This window comes from Streptomyces sp. LBL, assembly GCF_029893585.1.
GTDB lineage: Bacteria > Actinomycetota > Actinomycetes > Streptomycetales > Streptomycetaceae > Streptomyces.
In genome coordinates this window covers 55,286-74,656 of sequence record NZ_JARXYX010000006.1, presented here as the reverse complement: position 1 = coordinate 74,656, position 19,371 = coordinate 55,286, and the positions used below count along the sequence as shown (strand labels likewise).

At 69.9% G+C, this 19,371-nt stretch carries 21 protein-coding genes; 8 read left to right on the top strand and 13 right to left on the bottom strand.

Annotated elements, in window-relative coordinates:
* Nucleotides 1-31 precede the first annotated feature (31 nt).
* The 5 genes from M2271_RS09015 to M2271_RS08995 all read right to left on the bottom strand — a co-directional run bounded on the left by M2271_RS09015 (nt 32) and on the right by M2271_RS08995 (nt 7,127).
* A complete protein-coding gene (locus M2271_RS09015; RefSeq protein ID WP_280886589.1) occupies nt 32-2,281 on the bottom strand; it encodes a bifunctional diguanylate cyclase/phosphodiesterase in 2,250 nt (749 codons plus the stop codon).
* A 279-nt stretch (nt 2,282-2,560) separates the two neighbouring features.
* Nucleotides 2,561-4,753, bottom strand: a complete 2,193-nt coding sequence (gene ligA, locus M2271_RS09010; RefSeq protein WP_280886588.1) for an NAD-dependent DNA ligase LigA — start codon at nt 4,751-4,753, stop codon at nt 2,561-2,563.
* 15 nt (nt 4,754-4,768) lie between these two features.
* Complete coding sequence (locus M2271_RS09005) at nt 4,769-5,770, bottom strand: methionine synthase (RefSeq protein WP_280886587.1); 1,002 nt, start codon at nt 5,768-5,770, stop codon at nt 4,769-4,771.
* Nucleotides 5,771-5,832: 62 nt separating this feature from the next.
* Nucleotides 5,833-6,522 (bottom strand): SDR family oxidoreductase, encoded by a 690-nt coding sequence (locus M2271_RS09000; protein WP_280886586.1) that lies wholly within the window; start codon nt 6,520-6,522, stop codon nt 5,833-5,835.
* Between the two features lie 65 nt (nt 6,523-6,587).
* Nucleotides 6,588-7,127 carry a TIGR00730 family Rossman fold protein gene (locus M2271_RS08995; protein ID WP_280886585.1) on the bottom strand — a complete coding sequence of 180 codons (540 nt, stop codon included), beginning with the start codon at nt 7,125-7,127 and terminating at the stop codon, nt 6,588-6,590.
* A gap of 50 nt (nt 7,128-7,177) precedes the next feature.
* Here M2271_RS08995 and M2271_RS08990 point away from each other — a divergent pair, with 50 nt between their 5' ends.
* Entirely contained in the window at nt 7,178-7,522 is a 345-nt protein-coding gene (locus tag M2271_RS08990) for a DUF427 domain-containing protein (protein ID WP_280886584.1), read from the top strand.
* A 37-nt stretch (nt 7,523-7,559) separates the two neighbouring features.
* Nucleotides 7,560-8,354 carry an alpha/beta hydrolase gene (locus M2271_RS08985; protein WP_280886583.1) on the top strand — a complete coding sequence of 265 codons (795 nt, stop codon included), beginning with the start codon at nt 7,560-7,562 and terminating at the stop codon, nt 8,352-8,354.
* A gap of 2 nt (nt 8,355-8,356) precedes the next feature.
* Here M2271_RS08985 and M2271_RS08980 read toward each other — a convergent pair whose 3' ends face one another.
* Complete coding sequence (locus M2271_RS08980) at nt 8,357-8,491, bottom strand: hypothetical protein (protein ID WP_280886582.1); 135 nt, start codon at nt 8,489-8,491, stop codon at nt 8,357-8,359.
* Nucleotides 8,492-9,178: 687 nt separating this feature from the next.
* On the opposite strand from M2271_RS08980, the gene M2271_RS08970 reads away from it, so the two are divergent.
* On the top strand, nt 9,179-9,463 hold the full coding sequence (locus tag M2271_RS08970; RefSeq protein ID WP_280886580.1) for a hypothetical protein: 285 nt from the start codon (nt 9,179-9,181) through the stop codon (nt 9,461-9,463).
* Between the two features lie 353 nt (nt 9,464-9,816).
* Here the strand turns inward: M2271_RS08970 and M2271_RS08965 are convergent, their stop codons facing one another.
* Nucleotides 9,817-10,425: a helix-turn-helix domain-containing protein gene (locus M2271_RS08965; RefSeq protein ID WP_280886579.1), complete on the bottom strand. Its 609-nt coding sequence runs from the start codon at nt 10,423-10,425 to the stop codon at nt 9,817-9,819.
* 185 nt (nt 10,426-10,610) lie between these two features.
* On the opposite strand from M2271_RS08965, the gene M2271_RS08960 reads away from it, so the two are divergent.
* Nucleotides 10,611-11,324, top strand: coding sequence for an SDR family oxidoreductase (locus M2271_RS08960; RefSeq protein ID WP_280886578.1), 714 nt, complete (start codon nt 10,611-10,613; stop codon nt 11,322-11,324).
* A 265-nt stretch (nt 11,325-11,589) separates the two neighbouring features.
* On the opposite strand, the gene M2271_RS08955 is transcribed toward M2271_RS08960, so the two are convergent.
* Nucleotides 11,590-12,135: an ATP-binding protein gene (locus tag M2271_RS08955; protein ID WP_280886577.1), complete on the bottom strand. Its 546-nt coding sequence runs from the start codon at nt 12,133-12,135 to the stop codon at nt 11,590-11,592.
* Nucleotides 12,136-12,440: 305 nt separating this feature from the next.
* On the opposite strand from M2271_RS08955, the gene M2271_RS08950 reads away from it, so the two are divergent.
* On the top strand, nt 12,441-13,289 hold the full coding sequence (locus M2271_RS08950) for a helix-turn-helix transcriptional regulator (protein ID WP_280886576.1): 849 nt from the start codon (nt 12,441-12,443) through the stop codon (nt 13,287-13,289).
* 12 nt (nt 13,290-13,301) lie between these two features.
* A complete protein-coding gene (locus M2271_RS08945) occupies nt 13,302-13,490 on the top strand; it encodes a DUF397 domain-containing protein (RefSeq protein WP_280886575.1) in 189 nt (62 codons plus the stop codon).
* A 224-nt stretch (nt 13,491-13,714) separates the two neighbouring features.
* On the opposite strand, the gene mnmA is transcribed toward M2271_RS08945, so the two are convergent.
* Nucleotides 13,715-14,845: a tRNA 2-thiouridine(34) synthase MnmA gene (mnmA, locus tag M2271_RS08940; protein ID WP_280886574.1), complete on the bottom strand. Its 1,131-nt coding sequence runs from the start codon at nt 14,843-14,845 to the stop codon at nt 13,715-13,717.
* 60 nt (nt 14,846-14,905) lie between these two features.
* Here mnmA and M2271_RS08935 point away from each other — a divergent pair, with 60 nt between their 5' ends.
* Nucleotides 14,906-15,574: an N-acetylmuramoyl-L-alanine amidase gene (locus M2271_RS08935; protein WP_280886573.1), complete on the top strand. Its 669-nt coding sequence runs from the start codon at nt 14,906-14,908 to the stop codon at nt 15,572-15,574.
* A gap of 90 nt (nt 15,575-15,664) precedes the next feature.
* Here M2271_RS08935 and M2271_RS08930 read toward each other — a convergent pair whose 3' ends face one another.
* The 3 genes from M2271_RS08930 to M2271_RS08920 all read right to left on the bottom strand — a co-directional run bounded on the left by M2271_RS08930 (nt 15,665) and on the right by M2271_RS08920 (nt 17,511).
* Nucleotides 15,665-16,834: a cysteine desulfurase family protein gene (locus M2271_RS08930; RefSeq protein ID WP_280886572.1), complete on the bottom strand. Its 1,170-nt coding sequence runs from the start codon at nt 16,832-16,834 to the stop codon at nt 15,665-15,667.
* A gap of 71 nt (nt 16,835-16,905) precedes the next feature.
* The gene (locus tag M2271_RS08925) at nt 16,906-17,199 is read right to left on the bottom strand and encodes a DUF4190 domain-containing protein (RefSeq protein ID WP_280886571.1); all 294 of its coding nucleotides are present in this window, start codon (nt 17,197-17,199) and stop codon (nt 16,906-16,908) included.
* A gap of 144 nt (nt 17,200-17,343) precedes the next feature.
* Entirely contained in the window at nt 17,344-17,511 is a 168-nt protein-coding gene (locus M2271_RS08920; RefSeq protein WP_280886570.1) for a hypothetical protein, read from the bottom strand.
* Between the two features lie 122 nt (nt 17,512-17,633).
* On the opposite strand from M2271_RS08920, the gene M2271_RS08915 reads away from it, so the two are divergent.
* Entirely contained in the window at nt 17,634-18,260 is a 627-nt protein-coding gene (locus M2271_RS08915; protein WP_280886569.1) for a TetR family transcriptional regulator, read from the top strand.
* A 114-nt stretch (nt 18,261-18,374) separates the two neighbouring features.
* Here the strand turns inward: M2271_RS08915 and M2271_RS08910 are convergent, their stop codons facing one another.
* Nucleotides 18,375-19,223, bottom strand: coding sequence for a thioesterase family protein (locus M2271_RS08910; RefSeq protein WP_280886568.1), 849 nt, complete (start codon nt 19,221-19,223; stop codon nt 18,375-18,377).
* Nucleotides 19,224-19,371 lie beyond the last annotated feature (148 nt).

Sequence of the window (19,371 nt, the reverse complement as noted above, 5' to 3'; positions counted from 1 at the left end):
GCGGGGTCGGCGACCCGATCGGGCGGAGACATCACTCGGCGGCGGGGAGAGCCGCCCGTGGCCGCTGCCACCCCCGGGACCCTCGCGCCCGCAGCCACGCCGTCGTCTCCTCCGGAGGCATCGCCGCCGCCACCAGCCACCCCTGTACGGCGTCACAGCCCAGGTCCCGCAGCCGCTCCCACGTCTCGTCGTCCTCGACGCCCTCCGCGACGACGAGCAGGCCGAGGGAGTGGGCGAGGTCGACCGTGCAGCGCACGATCGCCGCGTCCTCGGTGTCGACGGCGAGCCGGGCCACGAAGGAACGGTCGATCTTCAGCTCGCTCACCGGCAGCCGACGCAGGTGCACCAGCGAGGAGTACCCCGTACCGAAGTCGTCCAGGGACATCTTCACCCCGTGCCCGGCCAGCCCCGCGAGGGTGTCGGCGGCGCGCTGCGGGTCCTCCAGGAGGACATGCTCGGTTATCTCCAGTTGGAGCGATCCCGCGGGGACACCGTGCCGGGCGAGCCGGGCGGCGACCGAACCCGCGAAGCCGGGCGTGTGGACATCGCGCGGGGAGACATTGACCGCCACCGGCACATACAGCCCCTGCGAGCGCCACTCGGCGACCTGCCCGAGAGCGGTGTCCAGGACGTACTCCGTGAGGTAGGGCATCAGCCCGGACGACTCGGCGATGGCGATGAACTCGTCCGGTGGGACCTTGCCGCGTTCGGGGTGCACCCAGCGGACCAGGGCCTCAAGGCCGGCCACCTGTCCGTCGAAGCGGACCTTGGGCTGGTAGTGCAGCTGGACCTCGTGGGCCTCCAGCGCCCGGCGCAGATCGCCGAGCAGCCCGAGCCGGTCCGGGGTGTTGGAGTCCCGCTTGGACTCGTAGACCTCGACGCCCGTACGGTCCCGCTTCGCCTGGTACATCGCCACGTCCGCCCGGCGCAGCATGCCCTCGGCATCGAGGGCGTGATCCGGGAAGATGGCGACTCCGGCGCTGGCCTCCAGCACGAGGGTGAGACCGTCGAGGTCGAGCGGTGAGCTGAGGGCGGTGACCAGCCCGCGGGCGATCCGGGTCGCGGAGGTCGTGGAGTCCGCGACCGGCAGTAAGACGGCGAACTCGTCGCCCCCGAGCCGCGCCGCCTCCGCACCGCGCGGCACCGCCAGGCGGAGCCGGTCGGCTATCTGCAGGAGCAGCCGGTCACCGGCGAGATGGCCGAGCGTGTCGTTGACCGAGCGGAAGCGGTCGAGGTCGATGAGCATCAGGGCGGAGCGGGCGCCGATGCGTTCGGCGTCGTCCAGAGCCATCCAGATGCGTTCCAGCAGCCACTGGCGGTTGGGCAGCCCGGTCAGCGGATCGCGCAGTTGTTCCTCCGCCCGGGCCCGGGCTATCCAGAGGGTGGAGTCGAGGGCGATGAGGGGGATCGCGAACAGCGGCAGCAGGATGGGCTTGGCGGTGGCGACCACGCAGACCAGGGGCGCGATGCCGAGCAGCGCGACCGCGACCAGGCCCTGTCTGACCAGGGCGGTGCGGGCGACGGTGGGCAGGCCGCCGGAGCGCGGGGCGTGCAGATACCAGCCCACGGTGCGGCTGACCGCGAGATAGGCGACCGCGACCAGCACCACCTGGGGGGCGGTGTAGAAGGTCCAGGTGTCGGAGCTCCAGGGGTGCTCGACCGACGGCACCCGGCCGAAGGCGCGCAGCAGCAGGGCTCCGGCGGCGATGCCGAGGATGTCCACCGATCCGTGCAGCACGCCCTGCCGCCAGCGGTGGCGCCGGGCCACGCCGACCAGCAGGACGACGGTCAGGCTGACTAGACCGGCCGACACCCAGCCGTACAGCAGCAGGACCGAAAGGGTGAGAGCGGCGCCGGAGCCGGTGCCGCCCCACCAGCGAGCACGGCCGAGCGCGACCAGGTGGCCGACGATGACACCGGTCAGCAGGGCCAGCGACCAGCCGACCGTGCCGGACGGGAAGAGGGCGTGGCCGTCGGTGAAGGCCCGGTAGAAACCGGCGCCCAGGACGAACCCGGCCGCCGCGACGACCGCCGCGGGCAGGGCGGGCCAGGACGGGTGCCGTTCCGGCTCGTCGCCCGGCAGCCCGGACGAACGTTCGGCGGTGAGTGGGGAGGCGCCGCGGCCTTCGACCGCCGTATAGGGTCCGGCCGGGTACTGTCCGGCGGCGGGTCCCTCCCCGCCCGGACGCTCCCCGGGTCGCCCGGTCCGCCGGCTGTCCTGCCATGCGCCGACCATCCGGCGCAGCCGTGAGTCCGGAGCGGCGCTCTCGCTCGGTTCCATTCCCGTCCCTCTCACAGCCGGCGGTGCCGCCACGCGACCCGATGCCCGACAACAACCCTCGACGGCGCCGTGTTGGAAAACCCTTCTCTCCGCTCCTGAAGGTCCTTCAGGAGCAAAGGGGCGCCCCTGCCGCGGCTGGGCACGGCAGGCGCACATCCCCACAGTAGGCCGGAGAGGGCTTTCACGGGCACCGGTCGTCGGCGGTTGCCCCAATGCGCCCCGGCCACCCGTATGCATCTGGTATGCGCCGATCGGGTGGCCTTCAACCGCTGCTCCTCGCTACTCCTCTGCCGGCAGCGCGACTTCGGCAGCCGCTTCAGGGCCCTGTTCCAGCAGGACGGCGAACCCGTCCTCGTTCAGCACCGGAACCTTCAGCTGCATCGCCTTGTCGTGCTTCGATCCAGGATTGTCACCCACAACGACGAACGACGTCTTCTTCGAAACAGAACCGGTCACTTTCGCGCCACGACTCTGCAACGCCTCCTTGGCTCCGTCCCGCGTGAAGTGCTCCAGCGTGCCGGTCACGACGACGGTGAGCCCTGCGAGGGGACGCGGGCCCTCGTCCTCGCCGGAGCCCTCCTCCTCCATGCGGACGCCGGCGGCCTGCCACTTTCGGATGATCTCGCGGTGCCAGTCCTCGGCGAACCACTCCTTGACGGCGGCGGCGACGATCGGGCCGACGCCGTCGGTGTTCTTCAGTTCCTCCTCGGTGGCCTGGTCGATCCGCTCGATGGAGCGGAACTCGCGGGCCAGCGCGACAGCGGCGACCGGACCCACGTGACGGATCGACAGACCGGTCAGAACGCGGGCGAGCGGGCGCTCCTTGGCGGCCGCGATGTTCTCCAGCATCGCCAGCGCGTTCTTCTTCGCGTTGCCCTCCTGGTTCGCGAAGATGGTGACGACCTTCTCCTCGCCGCTCTTCGGGTCCCGCTTGGGCAGGCCGCTGTCCTGGTCGAGAACGTACGCCTTGATGGGCAGCAACTGCTCGATGGTGAGGTCGAACAGGTCGCCCTCGTTGGTGAGCGGCGGCTCGGCGGGCTCCAGCGGCTGGGTGAGGGCGGCCGCGGCGACATAGCCGAAGTGCTCGATGTCCAGCGACTTGCGCCCGGCGAGATAGAACAGACGCTCGCGCAACTGGGCGGGGCAGCCGCGGGCGTTCGGGCAGCGCAGGTCGACGTCGCCCTCCTTCATCGGCCGCAACGCCGTATCGCACTCGGGGCATTCGCTCGGCATCACGAACTCGCGCTCGCTGCCGTCGCGCAGGTCGGCGACCGGGCCGAGGATCTCCGGGATGACCTCACCGGCCTTGCGCAGCACGACGGTGTCGCCGATCAGCACGCCCTTGGCCTTGACCACGTCCTGGTTGTGCAGGGTGGCGAACTCGACCTCCGAACCGGCCACCGTGACCGGCTCGACCTGCGCGTACGGCGTGACCCGGCCCGTACGGCCCACGCCCACGCGGATGTTGATGAGCTTGGTGTTCACCTCTTCCGGCGCGTACTTGTAGGCGATCGCCCAGCGCGGCGCACGCGAGGTGGAACCGAGGCGCCCCTGCAGCGGGATCTCGTCGAGCTTGACGACGACTCCGTCGATCTCGTGCTCCACGGAGTGACGGTTCTCGCCGTAGTACGCGATGAACTCCCGTACGCCGTCGAGGTCGTCGACCACCTTGTTGTGCGGGGAGGTCGGCAGGCCCCAGGTCTTCAGCAGGTCGTACGCCTGGGAGAGACGGGTCATGCCGTCGAAGCCCTCCAGGGCCCCGATGCCGTGGACGACCATGTGCAGCGGCAGGGTCGCGGTGACCTTGGGGTCCTTCTGGCGCAGGGAACCCGAGGCGGAGTTACGGGGGTTGGCGTACGGCTTCTCGCCGGCCGCCACCCGGCGGGCGTTGAGGTCCTGGAAGGCCTCCATCGGGAAGTAGACCTCGCCGCGGATCTCGACGAGCCGCGGGACCCGGTCGCCCTTCAGGCGGTGCGGGATCTCCGCGATCGTCATCACATTGGGGGTGATGTCCTCGCCCATGCGTCCGGTGCCCCGGGTGGCGGCCCGGGTCAGCCGGCCGTCCTCGTACGTCAGGTTCACCGCGAGGCCGTCGACCTTGAGCTCGCACAGCAGGTGGTAGTCGGGCCTGCCGACGTCCTTGGCGACGCGGTCGGCCCACGCGGCCAGGCCCTCGTCGTCGAAGACGTTGTCGAGGGAGAGCATGCGTTCGCGGTGCTCGACCTCGGCGAGGTCCGTCTCGTACTCGACAGCGACCTTCTGGGTCGGCGAGTCGGGTGTCCGCAGCTCCGGATGCTCCTCCTCCAGCGCCTCCAGAGTGCGCAGAAGCTGGTCGAACTCCGCGTCGCTGACGACGGGAGCGTCCTTCACGTAGTACCGGAAGCGGTGCTCCTCGATCTGCTCAGCGAGCTGCGCGTGCTGCTCCCGTGCCTCGGTGGGCACCGTGGTCTCCGCTTGCTCTTCGCCGGCCACCGTGTCGTCCTCCCGTTACTCTGGGTTGTCCGCGAGGGATCTCGCCGCCCGGGCGCAGTGGGCCAGTGCCTCGCGTGCGTACGCCGGGGAAGCCCCCGCGAGTCCGCACGACGGAGTGACCGTGACCGCCTCCGCGAGAAGCCCCGGGTGCAGCCCCAGCCTGCGCCACAACGTCCTGACACCCATGACGCTACCGGCAGGGTCTGACAACGGGCCGTCCGTGCCCGGCACGACACCGACGAAGAGCCGGGTCCCCCCTTCCACCGCCTCACCGATCGCGTCGTCGTCACGTTCGGTGAGAAGCGAGAAGTCGAAGGAGACCGCGGCCGCGCCCGCCCGTCGCAACAGGGCGAACGGGACCTCCGGTGCGCACGAGTGGACGACGACCGGTCCGCCACCGTGAACCCCGACGACGTCCCGGAGTGTGGCCTCGATGACCTGGCGGTCGACGGCTCGGTGGGTGCGGTAGCCGCTGGCGCTCTTCACCTGGCCGCGCAGTACGGCGATGAGGGACGGCTCGTCGAGCTGGACGACGATCTGGGCGCCCGGTACGCGCCGTCGGACCTCCTCCAGGTGCAGCCGCAGGCCCTCGGCGAGGGACGCGGCGAGGTCCCGGCAGGCGCCGGGATCGGAGAGGGCGACCTCGCCGTTCCTCAGCTCCAGGGCGGCGGCGAGGGTCCAGGGGCCGACGGCCTGCACCTTCAGCTGTCCCTCGTAGCCCTGCGTGAACTCCTCCAGCGCGTCCAGGTCCTCGCCGAGCCATGACCAGGCCCGCCTGGTGTCCCGTCCCGGCCGGTCACCGATCCGCCAGCCGCTGGGCTCCACGCGCGCGTACAGCTCGACGAGCATCCCGACGGTCCGGCCGATCATGTCGGCGCCGGGGCCCCGGGCGGGGAGCTCGGGCAGGAACGGGAAGTCCTCGAAGGAACCGGTGGCGGTTTTCGCGGCCTCCCGGGCATCACCGCCGGGCAGGGAACCGACGCCGGTGGCGGGGGCGAAGCTGAAGTGTGCGTTCACAGGGGAAGCCTACGTAGGTTGCGGGGCGCGGGGCCCGGGAGGAGTCCCCGACGACAGCGGCCTCAGCGTCCCGGCCGTACCGTCAGATCGTTGATCTCCGCGTCCCTCGGGAGGTCGAGAGCCAGGAGGATCGTCGTGGCGACCGATTCGGGGTCGATCCACTGGGCGGGGTCGTACTCCTTGCCCTCCTGCTGATGGACCTTGGCCTGCATGGGGCTGGCCGTACGGCCGGGGTAGACCGTGGTGACGCGGACGCCGTTGTCGTGCTCCTCGTGGCGCAGCGAGTCCGCGAGGGCCTTCAGGCCGTGCTTGGAGGCGGCGTAGGCGGACCAGTCGGCACTCGCCCGCAGGCCCGCGCCCGAGTTCACGAACACCACATGGCCCCGTGCGGCGCGGAGTTGGGGCAGGAAGTGGCGGGTCAGTTCGGCGGGCGCGATCAGGTTGACGTTGAGCTGGTGACGCCAGGATTTGGGGGTCAGCTCGGCGACCGGGCCGAGGTCGACCACCCCCGCGATGTGCAGGAGCGAGTCCACGCGGTCCGGAAGGGTCTGGTGGGAGAAGGCCCAGGAGAGCTTGTCGGGGTCCGCGAGATCGCCCACCAGCGTCTTAGCTCCGGGAAACTCCGCCGCCAACTCCTTCGCCCTGCCCGCGTCGCGCGCGTGCAGCAGGAGATCGTCCCCGCGCGCGTGCAGCCGACGGGCGACGGCCGCGCCGATACCGGACCCGGCTCCGGTGATCACATGTGTAGCCATGCCCGCCATGCTCGCATCACCCACTCCCGCCCCACACCCGCCTCACCTCACTCGACGTTCTGGCCTCACTCGATGCCCTGGCTCTCCTCCAGGTACGCCAGCGCCCCCACCGGCTCCTCCGCGAAGAACACCAGGTCGGTCAGCGGACGGGGCAGGAACCCCTCGTCCTCCATGCGCCGGAACTGCTCCTTGAGACCGTCGTAGAAGCCCGCGGTGTTGAGCAGGACCACCGGCTTGTCGGTGTGGCCGTGCTTCTTCTGCTCAAGGATCTCGGTGGCCTCGTCGAGTGTGCCGGTGCCGCCCACCATGATCACCACCGCGTCGGCGTTCTCCAGGAGGAGCTTCTTCCGCTCGGCGAGGTCCTTCGCCACGACCATCTCGTCGGCACCCGCGCGCGTCCTGGCCGCCAGGAAGTCCACGGAGACCCCGTGGAGTCGGCCGCCCGCCCCCTGCACCCCGTCGGCGACCACCTTCATCAGACCGACGTCGGAGCCGCCCCAGACCAGAGTGTGCCCGCCCTTGCCGATCAGTTCGGCGAACTCCCGCGCGGGCCGGGTGTACCGCTCGTCGAGGTCGGCGGCGGAAAGGAAGACGCAGATTCGCATGCGGTCACCGTACCCGGGAAGAACCGGGGGCCCGCGAGTGCTTTTCCGGTATGGCCGATGCACAGGTGACACCTGACAGGACACACACGATCACGATCGAGCTGGGCACACGACGCGTACGGGTCACGCAGGGCGACCAGGTGCTTGCGGAGAGCGAGCGACCCCTCCTCCTGCGGGAGACGGGCTGTCCGGTGCGGTACTACCTCCCGCCCGAGGACGTACGGCTCGACCTGCTGACCCCCTCCGAGACCCACACGTACTGTCCGTTCAAGGGCACGGCCTCCTACTGGTCGCTGCCGGACGCGGCGGACCTGGTGTGGGCGTATCCCGAGCCGAAGCCGGACGTGGCCGGCATCAAGGACCACTTCTGCTTCTACGAAGTAGAAGTGTTGTGACCGATTAGTTCGGTGCTTTCGGGCAGTCTTCACAGTCATGGACAAGAAGACCCTTTCGCGCGACGGAACGCCCCTCGCGTACGAACGCACCGGACAGGGCCCGGCGATCGTCCTGGTGAGCGGCGCGATGTCGACGGCCGGCACGGTGCGGCCGCTGGCCGCGGCCCTGTCGGACCGTTTCGATGTCCTCGTGTACGACCGCCGGGGCCGTGGCGAGAGCGGCGACACGGCCCCGTACGCGGTGGAACGCGAGGTCGAGGATCTCGCCGCGCTGATCGAGGTGACGGGCGGCGAGGCGGCGCTGTACGGCATCTCGTCGGGCGGTGCGCTGGTGCTGCACGCGGCGGCGAGCGGGCTGCCGGTGCGCCGGGCAGCGGTGTACGAGGTGCCGTTCGCCGTGGGCGAGGGCGGGGCGAAGGAGCGCGCCGAGTACACCGAGAACCTGACGGAGGCGCTCGCTCAGGGCCGGCGCGGGGACGCGGTCGAGCTGTTCCTGAGGCTCACCGGCCTCGCCGAGGAGATGATCCAGGGCGCCCGCCGCTCCCCCATGTGGCCCGGCATGGAGGCCATCGCCCCGAGCCTCGCCCACGACGACGCAGTGATGGGCGACGGCCGGGTCCACCGGGACCTGCTGGCGTCGATCACGTTGCCCGTCCTGTCCGTCGCGGGCGGGGCGAGCCCCCCGTGGCTCCGAGAGGCCGCCCGAGCGGTCGCGGACGCGGTACCCGGGGGCGCGTACCGGGTGCTGGACGGGCAGACCCACATCGTGGACCCGCAGGCGCTGGCGCCGGTGTTGGCGGAGTTCTTCGGGGACTCGCCCCCGCACACCTAGGTTCAGCCACTCCGGTTCGCGCCGATGTCCGGGCCGGATAGGGAACTCCGGATGGAGAACCACGGGTTGTACCGGGGCTTGAAGGCGGCAAGCAGAACGCTGGTGTCGGCCACCGCGAGTGTGACGGGGACGGTCATGCGGAGCTCCCGCCGCGCAGGTAGTCGTGCACGCGGCTCGCGAGATCGGGGGCGACGGTGGGCGGGGCGAGGGGCAGGCCCGCTGTTCTTCCCCTCTCGCCGACCCAGTTGGAAACTTCCGCCTGCGGCTGGACTTGGCCGAGCAGGCAGCGTTGGCTCCGAAGAAGTCCGCGGATTTCATCCGCAGGATCGCCAAGGACTTGTCAGAGGGACCATGTCTTGCCCGAGCCGGGCTGGCTCAAGCCGTCCTTCTCCGGAGAGGGCGGCAACAACTCCGTCGAGATAGCCGCGACGGCCCCTGAGGACATAGCGCTCCGGGAAAACGAAGCCCCGCCAGTGCTTTGAGGACGGACCGGGCTGCGTTGAAGGCGCTGATACGGACCCTGAAGGTGGGGCCGCGGAGCTGAGCGGGCGTCTGTGACACGTTCAGCAATGGGCGGATTTGTATCAGCGAGCACGACACCTAGCAGGCGTTTCAACAACCGACTCGGGAAGAAACCCACCAATCGCACGCCGAGCACCGCGCGAACTGCTCCGCCGTGCGAGCTGTTCGGACCTGCCGGTCTACGGTTCCTGAGGGCTTCGGCGAAGTCGCGGGATGCCCGTTTGTGTTCGTGAGGTCCCAGGAGGTGAGGGGCGCCGAACGTCGCAGGCCCCACGAACTCGCGTGCTGATAGCTTCGCGTCCGTGATCGTGTATCCGCTGTGGCATGTCGGCCACCAGAACGAAGCCGGCGACGACGGATCGACGGTGCACGCCGATGAGAGCGGCGTGTTCTGCGACGAGGCGGACGGCGACGACGTAAAGCTGCTCGGTATCTACTCAACCCTCGAACGGGTTGAAGAGCGTGTGCGCCAGGCACGACTGCTACCGGGATTCAGTGAGGAACCCGAGTGCTTCTCCTTCGACGCCTGCGAGCTCGATGAGGACTATTGGACCGAGGGCTTCGTTCGAGTTCCGGCGGGCGAGTAGGCCCCTGGGCAGAGTCTCGGTGGGATGCCGTTCCGTGGGCACGTGAGCCCCAACACCGCGCGGATCTCGCGGGTCGGGCACCTCGTGCAGTCGCGGCTTTAGGCCCGGGATCTCCCCGGGAACGGCTTGGGGCTGCGGGCGGAGTTGGTCAACGGCAGGCGGGGTCGGCAATGACTCGCCCGTAGGCGGGGTCTTCCACCGGGATCACAGGCCGTCGACAACTCCCTGATCTTGGAAGTCCGCACCCGTCACGTTCCCGGAACCCCGCCGGGCCGGCAGATCATCACAAACCGGACGTCATCACGAACCGGACGTCAAGCGCCTACGCCGAATCCCTGCGGTTTCCGGGCTGGTCAGCCACGTACCGCAGCCAGGCACTCGTCGTACAGATCCATGATGTCGCCCTTGCCGTCATCGTCGACCCACGTCATCGATGCGGCATCCAGGCATGCGAACGCCGTCGCGATCACCGCGCGGGCCCTCGGAGCCGTACTGCCGACAGCAGCGTCCATGCGCGCCTCGATGAGCGGCAGCAGGTCCTCTTGGAACCGCAGTCGCTTTTCGAGCCAACCGGCACGCAGCGAGGCGGTGTTGTGCAGGAGACGGAACCGCTCCAGGGCCTGCTCGGGGCTGTCACGCAAGGCCAGTACGGCAGCAACCCCTGCCCGCAGGGCCTCCCAGACACCGACTTCGGCCGGTAGTTCGCTGATCGTGTCCGTCAGGACTTGCCCGAACCGGTCCTGGTCAGCGCCGAGAAGGTCCTCCTTGGCGCCGAAGTAGCGGAAGAGGGTGCGCTGGGAGACGCCGGCCTCCCTGGCGATCTGGGCGACGGTCGTCTCGTCGTAGCCCTGCTCGGTGAACAGGCGCAGAGCCGTCTCGAGGATCGCCTGGGAGGCCAGCTGCCGCGTCCGGTCCCACAGCGTGGTCGGTGCGCCCGTCGCTGTCTTGGCTTCCTGCTTCATGCCACCAGATTACCCGGCACTGCCAGACTGGCAGTCACTTCACACTTGGCAGTCACTGCCAATCAGTCGTACGCTGCCAGAAAGGTGGTCGCCGTCGCGTCCCGGTCCAGCCCGCCGTCCCACGGCAACCCGGAACCGCTCACCGATCACCCCTTACCTCCCAGAAGCACGCAAAGGAACGCATCATGTCCGCACCTGCAGCTTTGATCACCGGTGGAACCAGCGGTATCGGCAAGGCGACCGCTGAACTGCTCCGCTCCCGCGGCTACCGCGTCATGGTCACCGGCGTCAGCAGCCTCGCCGACGCCGCACTTCCCGAAGACGTCACGGTCGTCCAGGCCGACGCACGATCCCTGCCGGACATCGACCATGCGGTGGAGCAGGCACGCCGGCAATTCGGCTCCCTCGACCTGCTCTTCCTCAACGCGGGCATCTCCCGCCCCGGCCCGATCGAGTCAACCGACGAAGCCGCCTTCGATGCCCTGTTCGACATCAACGTCAAGGGCAATTTCTTCACCCTGCAAAAGGCGCTCCCGCTCCTCAACGAGGGCGCATCGGTCGTATTCACCGTGGGCGCCGGCGAAGGGGTCGGAGCCGCCATGACAGCCGCCAAGGGCGCACTGTTGCCCCTCATGCGGTCCCTCGCGCTCGAACTCGCCCCCCGCCGCATCCGCGTCAACGCCGTCAGCCCAGGACTGATCAACACCCCTGCCTACAGCAAGATGGGCGTCTCCCAGGAAATGATCGACTCCTGGGCTCGGGACGTCCCGCTCGGCCGCGTCGGCGCTCCCGCCGACATCGCCGAAGCCGTGGCCTTCCTCGCCTCGGACTCGGCCGGCTACATCACCGGCGACAACCTCGTCGTCTCCGGGGGTCTCGGTGTTCACGCCCGCCCCTGACGAGCAGTTCCGCACTCGGCTCTGACCGGGAACGTTCACCGGGGCCGGCGATCAGGCTGCGGCCTTTGTGAGCCGCTGACTCCAGCGGATGCCCTTCTCGCTGCGGATACGTGCGCGCTCCCGGCCGATGCGGATCGGCCCGGTGGGTAGGCGCCGCACATGCTCGGCGAGTGCTCGGCAAGCGCACAGAGGGAGTGCGGCACTTCCACGTGAAGTGCCGCACTCCTGTGGCCGGTTGCCCGGCCGGGCGGATCGACCGGCGGGATCAGGCCGCGAGCGTGGGCGCCATCGGTGACGGCGGGAAGGGCAGGTTCAGCTCGAACCAGATCGTCTTGCCGGAGGGCCCGTACGGCCCCTCGCCCGTGCCGCAGCCGCCCCAGCGGTCGGCGAGCAGATCGAGGATCAGGAGACCCCGCCCCCTGTCCGCGTGCGCCGGTACGGCCGGGGGTGGCACGAGTGTCGGCAGGTCAGGGCTCATGTCCCACACGCTGACCCGGAGTACGGGATCCAGCCAGTGCAGGCGGACGAACGCGGGCCCCCTGGTGTGCCGCACGGAGTTCGTCGCGAGTTCGGACGTCAGAAGTTCCGCCCGCTCTACGAGTTCGGCGAGGCCATGAGCGGTGAGGACGGCTCGGAGGGTGAGGCGGGTGATGCCGGGGGCGCGGGGGTCACAGGGGAAGTGGAGCTCGTAGCTCCAGGGTGCGGTGAAGGGGAGCGGGCTGGGGTGTGGAGGGGGTTCGGGGTCGTCGGCGTGGGTGGTGAGGGCGTCCGGGGCGGTGGGGGTGGTGGGGGTGGTGGGGGGGTGGGTCACGCGGCACCTCCGTTGGTGCGAGTGGCTGTGGTGGGTGCGCGCGGTTACTGATCGCGCGGGTGGGCCGTGGCCTCCGGCTCCCGGTGGGTGCGGTGTCTCTGTCGGCACCCTTGCCGCCCTCCGGATGGGCGATTGGGGTGCCGGTGCTCTTCCGCTGGGCGGGGCGGGGGTGGTGGCCTGAGTCACACCATAGCGAGAGGGATTTAACCCGTGCCATTCACATCACTGGAACGGGTGTAGTTTTTTTGCGAGATGGACTCAGAGCGCGACCATCGGCACACTGTGCGCGAAAAAGGAGGGGCTTGATGGCACCGAACACCCCGACCATCCGGCAGCGGCGCCTGGGTTTGGAGTTGCGGCGACTTCGTGAAGCGGTTGGCATGTCAGCCCCCGCGGCTGCCGGCGCGCTCGGTACTGATCGCACGAACATCTCGAACATCGAGGCAGGGCGTTACGGCATCGGTGAGGAGCGACTACGACGACTGGCCAGCATCTACGAATGCAACGACGAGGACCTGATCGACACGTTGGCCGCGATGACGGGTGGTCGCAAGCCAGGCTGGTGGGACGAGTACCGGGGCAAAGTGCCTCCAGGGCATCTCGACATCTCCGAGATCGAGCACTACGCCGTACACCTGCGCACCGTGCAGACGTCCCATCTCCCGGGGCTGTTCCACACCGAGGACCACGCCAGAGCGATCTTCGACCTCGTCGTGCCGAAACTGCCGCGTCTGGAAGTCGAGTTGCGGATCGCGCACCGGCTCACACGGCGGCGTGTACTCACGGAGGACAAGGCGGTGCCCTACATCGGGATCATTCACGAGGCCGCCCTGCGGATGCAGTTCGGCGGTCGAGACGTGGCGCGCGCCCAACTTCATCACTTGCTGGACGAGAACGAGCGTGACAACGTGACCTTGATGGTGATCCCGTTCGCCAACGGAGGCTTCCCCACGGTGGGGGACGCCGTCCTGTACGCGAAGGCCACCAACCCACACCTGGACACCGTGCACATGGATTCACCAGCCGGCCCCCTGTTTTTCGACTCGCCGACCCAGTTGGAGAACTTCCGCCAGCGCCTGGACCTGGCCGAGCGAGCGGCGTTGACTCCGACAGAGTCGGCCGATTTCATCCGCGCGATCGCCAAAGACATGTAAGAGGAGCGGGTCTTGTCGGAGTTGTGCTGGTTGAAGTCGTCCTTCTCCGGGGAGGGCGGCAACAACTGTGTCGAGATAGCCGCGCCGAGCCCCGAGGGCATCGCCCTGCGCGAGAGCGAGAGCCCGGCCCGGGTTCTCACCACGGACCGGGCTGCGCTCGGGGCGCTGGTGAAGAGCATCAAGGCGGGGCTTGGCAGTTGAGCAGGCGGCTCCGCTCAGGCAGCTGAGGGCTCGGCCCGCCCGAGCAGCAGGTCCTCGATCACTGCCCGTTGGACAGCCCTCAGCTTGGCGATCTGCGTCTACAACGCCCCCGAACGCCTCGTGACCCCGCGAATCGGGCGGCGAACGATGTACGTACCTGGCGGACGATCCGCAAGCAGAGCCTACGACGGCGGCGGGGCCGGGGGCGGCCCCGAAGATCTTCTCTAGGCCACGCCGACGGAAGCCCGCACCGTAGCCGCGATCGTCGCCGACCCCACCACGCGCGTGCCGTCGTACAGCACGATCGCCTGGCCGGGGGCCACCCCGCGGACCGGCTCCGCGAAGGTGACCTCCAACGTGCCGTCGACCACCGCCGCCGTCACCTCTGTCTCGCCGCCGTGGGCGCGGAGCTGGGCGGTGTAGGTGCCGGGGCCGGTGGGGGCGGCGCCGCACCAGCGCGGCTTGACGGCCGTGAGCGCGTGCACGTCGAGGGCGTCGGCCGGGCCGACTGTCACCGTGTTGTTCACCGGGGAGATGTCGAGGACGTAGCGCGGCTTGCCGTCGGGGGCCGGGGTGCCGATCCGGAGGCCCTTGCGCTGGCCGATGGTGTAGCCGTACGCGCCCTCGTGCGTGCCGAGCTTCGTGCCGGACTCGTCGACGATGTCACCCTCCGCCTTGCCGAGGCGGGAGGCGAGGAAGCCCTGGGTGTCGCCGTCGGCGATGAAGCAGATGTCGTGCGAGTCGGGCTTCTTGGCGACGGCGAGGCCCCGGCGCTCGGCCTCCGCGCGGATCTCGTCCTTCGTGGTGAGGGTGTCGCCGAGCGGGAACATCGCGTGGGCGAGCTGTCGGTCGTCCAGCACGCCGAGGACGTACGACTGGTCCTTCGCCATGTCGGAGGCGCGGTGCAGCTCGCGCGTGCCGTCGTCGCGCACGATCACCTGGGCGTAGTGGCCGGTGCAGACCGCGTCGAAGCCGAGGGCGAGCGCCTTGTCGAGCAGGGCCGCGAACTTGATCTTCTCGTTGCAGCGCAGGCAGGGGTTCGGGGTGCGGCCGGCCTCGTACTCGGCGACGAAGTCGTCGACGACGTCCTCGCGGAAGCGGTCGGCGAGGTCCCACACGTAGAACGGGATGCCGATGACGTCCGCCGCGCGGCGGGCGTCGCGTGAGTCCTCGATGGTGCAACAGCCACGCGCGCCCGTACGGAACGACTGGGGGTTCGCGGAGAGGGCGAGGTGGACGCCGGTCACATCGTGCCCCGCCTCGGCCGCACGGGCGGCGGCGACGGCGGAGTCGACTCCGCCCGACATGGCGGCGAGGACGCGAAGAGGACGGGTGCGCTGCGTGGTGTCAGTCATAACCCTTCCAGGGTACGGGGCCGCGGGAACCGGAGCTCACGAGTATCCGTTCACGGTCACATGGGGGAGACACGAGCCAACGAGAAGGACGCCGACCGGCGCATCGGTCGGCGTGCTCTGCTGATCGGCGGTGCGGTGGCCGCGGCGGGCACAGCCGTGCTGGCCCGCGGCGAGCTGACGCGGCTGTGGTGGCGCGCGCCCGGTGTCGAGAAACCGCGTAAGGAGGGCGAGGTCGACTCCGTGGGCGCGCGGTGGGTGTCCGCGTCCGACGCGAACTGGCGGCGCGCGGACCGGCCCGACGACTACCGCATAGACATGGTGGTCGTCCATGTCACCCAGGGCAGTTTCGACAGCGCGGTCAAGGTGTTCCAGGACCCGGGGCACGGAGCCGCCGCGCACTACATCGTCGGCAAGGACGGCCGTGTCACGCAGATGATCCGGGAGCTGGACGTGGCCTTCCACGCGGGTAACCGGGTCTTCAACGAGCGCAGTGTCGGCATCGAGCACGAGGGCTTCGTCGACCGGCCGGAGGACTTCACGGACGCGATGTACGAGGCCTCGGCGCGGCTCACCGCCGGGATATGCGCGCGCTACGGCATCCCGGTCGACCGCCGGCACATCATCGGCCATGTGGAGGTGCCGGGGACGGACCACACCGACCCCGGGAAGCACTGGAACTGGGACCGGTACATGAGGCTCGTACGACAGGCGCGTACGGCCGTGGCGTGAGCGTGCCCCCCCAAGGCTCCCAAGGCTCCCAAGGCTCCCGGGAGCGTTGAGGACGTCCCGGGGCGCCCAAAGCTCCCCAGGTCCTGGGTCCTAGCTCAGTCCCGCCGCCCGGGCCCGCTCCACCACCGGGCCGATCGCCTTGGCGACCGCCTCCACGTCCGCCTCCGTGGAGGTGTGGCCTAGGGAGAAGCGGAGGGTGCCGCGGGCGAGGTCGGGGGCGGTGCCGGTGGCGAGGAGGACGTGGCTGGGCTGGGCGACGCCCGCGGTGCAGGCGGAGCCGGTGGAGCACTCGATGCCCTGGGCGTCCAGCAGGAGCAGCAGGGAGTCGCCCTCGCAGCCCGGGAAGGTGAAGTGCGCGTTGGCCGGGAGGCGGCCACCGGGAGCGGGGTCGCCGCCGAGGATCGCGTCGGGGACCGCCGTACGGACCGCCTCGACCAGGCCGTCGCGCAGGGCGCCGATCTCCCGGGCGAACCACTCGCGCTGCTCGGTGGCCAGTCGGCCGGCCACCGCGAAGGACGCGATCGCGGGGACGTCGAGGGTGCCGGAGCGGACGTGGCGCTCCTGGCCGCCGCCGTGCAGGACGGGTACGGGGGTGTACTCGCGGCCCAGGAGCAGAGCGCCGATGCCGTAGGGGCCGCCGATCTTGTGGCCGGAGACCGTCATCGCGGCGAGCCCGGAGGCGGCGAAGTCGACGGGGATCTGACCGAATGCCTGGACGGCGTCGGCGTGCAGGGGAATGTCGAACTCGGCTGCCGTTTCGGCGAGTTCACGGATCGGCAGGACCGTGCCGATCTCGTTGTTCGCCCACATGATCGTGGCCAGGGCCACGTCGTGGGGGTTGCGGGCGATGGCTTCGCGGAGCGCCTCGGGATGGACCCTGCCGTACCGGTCGACCGGGAGGTACTCGACGGTGGCGCCCTCGTGTTCGCCGAGCCAGTGGACGGCGTCGAGGACGGCGTGGTGCTCGACGGGGCTGGCGAGGACCCGGGTGCGGGCCGGGTCGGCGTCGCGGCGGGACCAGTACAGGCCCTTGACGGCGAGGTTGTCGGCCTCGGTGCCGCCGGCGGTGAAGACGATCTCACTGGGGCGGGCACCGAGCGCTTCCGCGAGGGCTTCCCGGGCCTCCTCCACGGTGCGGCGGGCCTGCCGGCCGGACGCGTGGAGGGACGAGGCGTTGCCGGTGACGCTCAGGTGCGCGGTGAGTGCCTCGACTGCCTCGGGAAGCATCGGGGTGGTCGCGGCGTGGTCGAGGTATGCCATGGTGACGCCGATTCTACGGGCCGCCCTCGGCGGGGCGCCCCACCCCCGCTCCACTCATGAGCTCCAGGAGATCAGAAGCTCCAGGACACCGAGTTGTCCAGCTGCATGAACGTCACGAGGACCACCAGATCGGCGATTCCCAGGCCCAGGCCGAGACAGGCACGGCCCTTGCGGGTGGTGCCCCGCCAGAGCGACACCGCGGCCAGCACGATGGCGATCGGGCCGAGGAAGAGGTTGAGGACCAGCAGGCCGAGCAGGCCGAGGATGAAGGACGCGACGGCCATGCCGTCGGCGTCGTGGATGCCGGTGCGGCGGCCCGTGGTGGTGTTGTTGTCGGTAGTGGCGGCCCGTGCGGTGAGTTGCATGACGGGTCAGCTCCCTTGGGTCGAGTCGGTCGTACGGTCGTACGGACGGCTGGTCGGTGCACAGCTGGAGGTGTACGGCGGTCAGCGCGGCGACCGGTCGGTGCACAGCCGGTCACGCTGCGACCGGTCAGTGCGTGCGACCGGTCAGTGCGCTGACGTGCCGTGTCGGCGGCCGTGGCGCTCGCGGAGCGCGAAGATGCCGAGCCAGACGGCGATGACGACGGCCGCGACGAGGGAGAAGGTCAGCGGGGCGTGGGCGACGGTGCCCAGAACCGCGCCGAACAGCAGGAGTGCGGCGACCAGGAACAGCATGGCGGGGATCCCCCTCCGTTTACGTTTCGGTGAACGCTTGTAGTCACAGTCGTTCACTGACTCTCAAGTCTAACGCGCCCGCTCGCTTTGCAATTCCAGAGAACAGTTGTTAACTGCATGGCATGAGTCACACTCTCGGCATCCGGCAGGCCCAGAAGCAGCGGACCCGGCAGGCACTCCTGGACGCGGCGTTGGGGCTGCTGGAGGAGCAGAGCCTGAGCAGCCTCGGCCTGCGCGAGGTCACTCGCGCCGTCGGCGTCGCCCCGACCGCCTTCTACCGCCACTTCCGCTCCATCGCGGATCTCGGCGTGGCCCTGGTCGAGGAGGCGCTGAGCAGCCTGCACCCCATGGTCCGGACGACGGTGTCCACGACGGACGACAGCACCCAACGCATCACGCGCGCAGTCGAGCTGATCGCCCGTCACGTAGACGCGCACCCCGCTCATGTCCGTTTTATCGCCCGGGAACGACATGGCGGGGTCCAGCCGGTCCGAGAGGCGCTACGGCAGCAACTGGCCAGGTTCGGCCAGGAGGTGAAGGTCGAGCTGGCCAAGGACCCCGAGGCCGCCGCCTGGAGCGACGACGACCTCCTCATGCTCGCAGGCCTCTACGTCGACCGGATGCTGAGCACCGCCTCGCTGTTCCTGGAGGCACTGGAGTCCTCGGAGCAGGAACGGGAACGCGTCGCGCGGGTAGCCGAACGTCAGATGCGGCTCATCAGCATCGGCCGCCGGTACTGGCAGGACTGAGCCGGACAACGGAACGGGCGCGAAGACGCCCCCTGCAACCGCCTCCAGGTGATTCCTTCCACGGCCGCCCCCATTACGACCGCCCCGCTACGACCGGCCCCGCTACGGCCACCCCTACAGCCTGGCCCGCGCCAGTTGCCGCGACTGCGCCACCAGCCGGTCCGCGCTGTCCCATACCTCGGCGTCCTCCTCCAGGAAGCCGCCGGCGAGGTTGCGTGTGGTGATCGACACGCGCAGCGGGCCCGGTGCCGGACGGGCGCGGACGTGAACCGTCAGTTCGACCGTGGGCACCCAGCCGGACAGACCGAGTTCGAAGGCGGTCGGCGGCAGTGCGTCGACCGCGAGCAGCAGCGCGAGGGGGTCGGCGTCGCGGCCGTCGGCGAGCCCGAACCAGGCTCGCATCTCACCGATGCCGGAGGGTGCGCCGAGCGCCCAGCCCAGGGTCGACGGGTCGAGCTTGAGCGTCAGCCGGTCGGCGAGGGCGGAGCTGCCGTCGACCGGGGTCGGCCCGTCCTCGGGGCCGAAGCACTGCTCCATGGGCGGGATCGTGGGCGGCTCCGCCGCCGTCCGCACGTCGTCGGGCAGGGCGTCCAGGTCTCCGTAGGAGGCGAGGACGCGGATGCGTTCGATCTCGCGGCCCTGGTCGTCGTACTGGAAGAGCGAGGCCTGGCCGGTGGAGAGGGTGCGGCCGGCGCGGACGACGTCCGTACGCACGACCGCCGGGCCCGGCAGGGAGGCGGTCAGGTAGTGCGCCGAGAGGGTGAACGGATCGGCGTGCGGCAGGGCGTCGGCGAGGGCGCGGCCGAGGACGGCCAGCAGATAGCCGCCGTTGACGGCGTTGATGATCGTCCAGCCGGCGGAGAGGTCGATGTCGTAGACCCCGGGCTCACGGCGGGTGAGCGCGGTGTCCCGGTCGAACTCGCTGTCGCCGATCACGGCGCGCACGGTGGCTGCTTCTTGCATGCCTGAACGGTACAACAGGTCATTACTAAGCGGTAGCTTGCCTGCTTTCATCGTGGCGGGCACATGGCACCTGGCAGGTGAGACCCGGACAATTTCTCGGTAAGTGCCCGCACTCATCCGTAAACCCGAAGCCCCGGCTTTCCCTCTG